This is a genomic window from Grimontia marina (assembly GCF_900060185.1).
GTDB classification, from domain to species: Bacteria; Pseudomonadota; Gammaproteobacteria; order Enterobacterales; family Vibrionaceae; genus Enterovibrio; species Enterovibrio marinus.
The window spans coordinates 1-3541 of the sequence record NZ_FIZY01000118.1 but is presented as its reverse complement, the minus strand read 5'-3'; the positions used below and the strand labels follow the sequence as shown (position 1 = coordinate 3541).

Annotated in this window: 2 protein-coding genes; one reads left to right on the top strand and one right to left on the bottom strand. The window is 47.1% G+C overall.

From position 1 onward, the window contains the following. Window positions 1–290: 290 nt before the first annotated feature. Entirely contained in the window at window positions 291–2996 is a 2706-nt protein-coding gene (locus GMA8713_RS25215) for a glycosyl hydrolase (protein ID WP_232314577.1), read from the top strand. 6 nt (window positions 2997–3002) lie between these two features. Here GMA8713_RS25215 and GMA8713_RS25210 read toward each other — a convergent pair. Next, a partial coding sequence (locus tag GMA8713_RS25210; protein ID WP_062705098.1) for an IS3 family transposase occupies window positions 3003–3541 on the bottom strand: 539 nt, incomplete at its 5' end.

The window sequence follows — 3541 nt, the reverse complement described above, 5'->3', positions numbered from 1 at the left end:
ATCACAGGTGTAAACATATGTGGCAATTGCTCAGGAAGGTGAAGCACTTTATGGATAACGTATCGCCGTACCCGGGAGGTTGCCACGGCACGGCGAAAATGTAGCACTATTCGGATCAGTTATTTAGTGGTAAAGGCGAAATTGGTTCAGGTGCAACTCCAAGCAATGATGTTGCCTATATTTTCCATTCTGAATTTGAACCATCTTTTGAGTTTGAATTTAAAGCCAGTCCTTGGGATTCAGAAGCTACGGTAGAGTTAAACCCAGCGGGTAGTGATTATGCCCAAAGCGTGAAAGTGACCAGCGGCTACTATTGGGGGCCCTTTGCAGTGGCTGCATGGGGAAATGACGATGCCAATTCGGTTGATACATCGAGCTTTAATTTATTGAAGTTCAAATATAAATCAGACTTTGCAGATAGTGTCGTTGTTTCTGTCCAAGGGACTAACGGCAAAAAGTCAGATTTGGAGTACGCTCTCGGTACTGCATTGGCTCTGGGGAATGGCTGGTACGAAATGGAAGTTCCGTTTCCTGGGTATGCCGATTTTACATGGATTGGTTTGATGTTCGCAGGTGACGGCACTGTTGAAATCACAGACATTTATCTGGAAAACGTACCGTCAGATGCATTCGTGACGCAATATGGAGCCGGTAACGTGGCAAAGACATTCAACCCTGAAGGTTACCGTTGTACGGTAGACAATGGTTTTTGGGTTTCGAATGCTGGTGTCGTTGAACCGGGTGTACCTTCGTGTGACAACATAGGCACGCCAAAACAGCTTTACCCACAAATCGTTCCTGAACTGGAAGACCAACCCATTGCTACCCACAAATGGTGGGGTTCTGTATCATTCTACGGTGAAATGACCATTGGTGATCCGAACGATGCTGGCTACATTACACCTGATCCAGTCACTGCCCGCATTTCAGAACGCGGTGCAAGAATCATGGGTATTCCCAACGCGCTGCAAGGGCAGGGTAACTTGCTCCAGTATGTGGTGCCGGATCCATTCAACGAAGTATTTGATGGTATTGCCGTTGCCAACAGCAAGCACTCCAATATGGAAGGCTATCTGAAAGACCATAGCGATGGAGCCATGACAGTCGAATGGTGGTCAGGAGCAACACCAGTGATGGAAGCCACTTTTGTGCATGGCTCACCTTGTGTCTATTTCAAGTCTTACGACGGTGATTTCCAGATCAAAACGACCAGCTCTGATGGAGGCCAGAAAGGCACTTTCTATCAAAACAGCCAATCTTTGGGTATATGGACTGATATTGCTGGCAACAGAAACAGCTTCCTAATCGTTGGTGAGGGTAATACCACTTTCAGTAACGTCTCGAGCAATCTCATTACGGTCAGTAACTCAGCAAAAGAAATGACAGTAGCTTTGTTGCCATCAGCGGGCACACCAAGCAGTGCTGAATCATCTTATTTCGAAAGTCTTGCCCGCCAAGTAGTTCGTGATGTCGAGATAGCTTATTCGGTTAACCATGCTAACAATGAAGTGACGGTGTCACATGTGTATTTTGACGCAAGTGGTAATCCAATCGAAACCCTTGCAGGTATGCAGCCTCTGCATTGGAAAAACAGCAATGCAACGCCGACACAATACAGCGTGCGTAGTACTCGTGGCATCACCAAGTTCGCTCAAACTAATGGCTTCAGTTTTACACTGCCATTTGTGGGTGTGTTGCCATTCCTACCGAATGTTGCAGACCTCGATCTGAACACTTTACGTACTCTTGTTACCGAGTACATGAACGGTGGAGAGCATTCCTGGAACCCTTACACAGACACTTACTGGTCGGGTAAGAGCTATGGTAAAGCTGCTGAAATTATCGCTATTGCGCGTGATATCGGTATGACATCAGAAGCCAACACCTTAACCGCTTGGTTGAAGCGTGAGCTGGAAGATTGGTTTACCGCTGACACATCCGGAGATCTCGATACCGTTAAGTACTTTGTGTATGACGAGTTATGGACGACCTTATTAGGTGTTGAAGAATCGTTTGGCGCGCATCAACAGCTTAATGACCACCACTTCCACTATGGCTACTTTGTCCGTGCTGCAGCGGAAGTTTGTCGCACAGATAAATCATGGTGTGGTGAAGATCAGTATGGGCCAATGGTTGATTTGCTTATCCGCGATTATGCAGCGAGTAAAGGCGATGACATGTTCCCTTACTTGCGCAATTTCGACCCGGCCAATGGTTTCTCCTGGGCGTCCGGCCACGCGAACTTTGTAATGGGCAATAACAACGAATCAACGTCTGAAGCGGCAAACTCTTACGGTGCCATCATCCTTTATGGGTTAATTAAAGGTGACCAAGAGTTGGTAGACAAAGGTATCTATCTACACGCTTCGTCTGCGGCGACATATTGGGAATATTGGAACAACCTTGATGGTTACCGAAATGCCTCGCCGTCTTACCCAAATTTGGGCGACAGCTATGACAACTTCCCGGATAACTATAACCAGATCACGACATCGATAATCTGGGGGCAAGGTGCTTCATTCTCGACCTGGTTCAGTCCTGCCTTTGCGCACATTCTGGGTATACAAGGATTACCTCTGAACCCATTGGTATTCCATGTTGGTTTGCATGCCGACTACATGAAAGATTATGTCGAGCTGGGTTTGACGGAATCTTCAAACCGTAAACCTTCTGGTTTGCTGGACGGCCACTGGCGAGATATCTGGTGGAACCTTTGGGCGATGACAGATGCTGATGCGTCTATCGCAGATTATGAAACCGTAGGCTCCAACTACATTCCGGAAGAGGGAGAATCAAAAGCTCATACCTACCATTGGATATACAACTGGCAGGCGTTGGGACAACTTGAAACCGGAACGGGCGAATTGACAGCAGATTACCCAGCGGCTGTTGCCTTTAAGAACGGTAATACAATGACATATCTTGTCTACAACTATGATGATGTAAGAAGTGGACCCCATTGGTTGGACACACAAGCTAATTTTTTAAGTGTTTGATCCCGCTCATGCTGCGTATCTTTGCCTGCCGAAGTAGGCTTCATCAGGAGTAAGGTCATTGAGTCCCTGATGGTTACGCTCTTCGTTATAGAACACCATGTAGTGGCCGATTTCAAGTTCAGCTTCTCGGGGGGTGGTATAGGCTTTTAAGTAAACCTCCTCATATTTCAAGCTACGCCATAATCGCTCGATGAACACGTTGTCGACCCAGCGTCCTTTCCCATCCATGCTTATCCGTACATCATGGTCGATTAATCTCTGAGTAAACTCAGCGCTAGTAAACTGGCTGCCTTGATCTGAATTGAAGATATCGGGCGGCCCGTAGTGTTGCAGTGCGTCTTCGAGAGCCTCAATGCAAAAGCTTGTATCCATCGTATTCGACAAGCGCCAAGCCAGTACTTTGCGGCTATACCAGTCGATAATGGCCACCAGATACAGGAACCCCTTCGCCATGGGGATGTACGTGATGTCAATCGCCCAAGCTTGGTTTGGATAAGTGACATCGATATCACGCAGCAGGTAGGGATAAACCTTGTGTGCTTTGT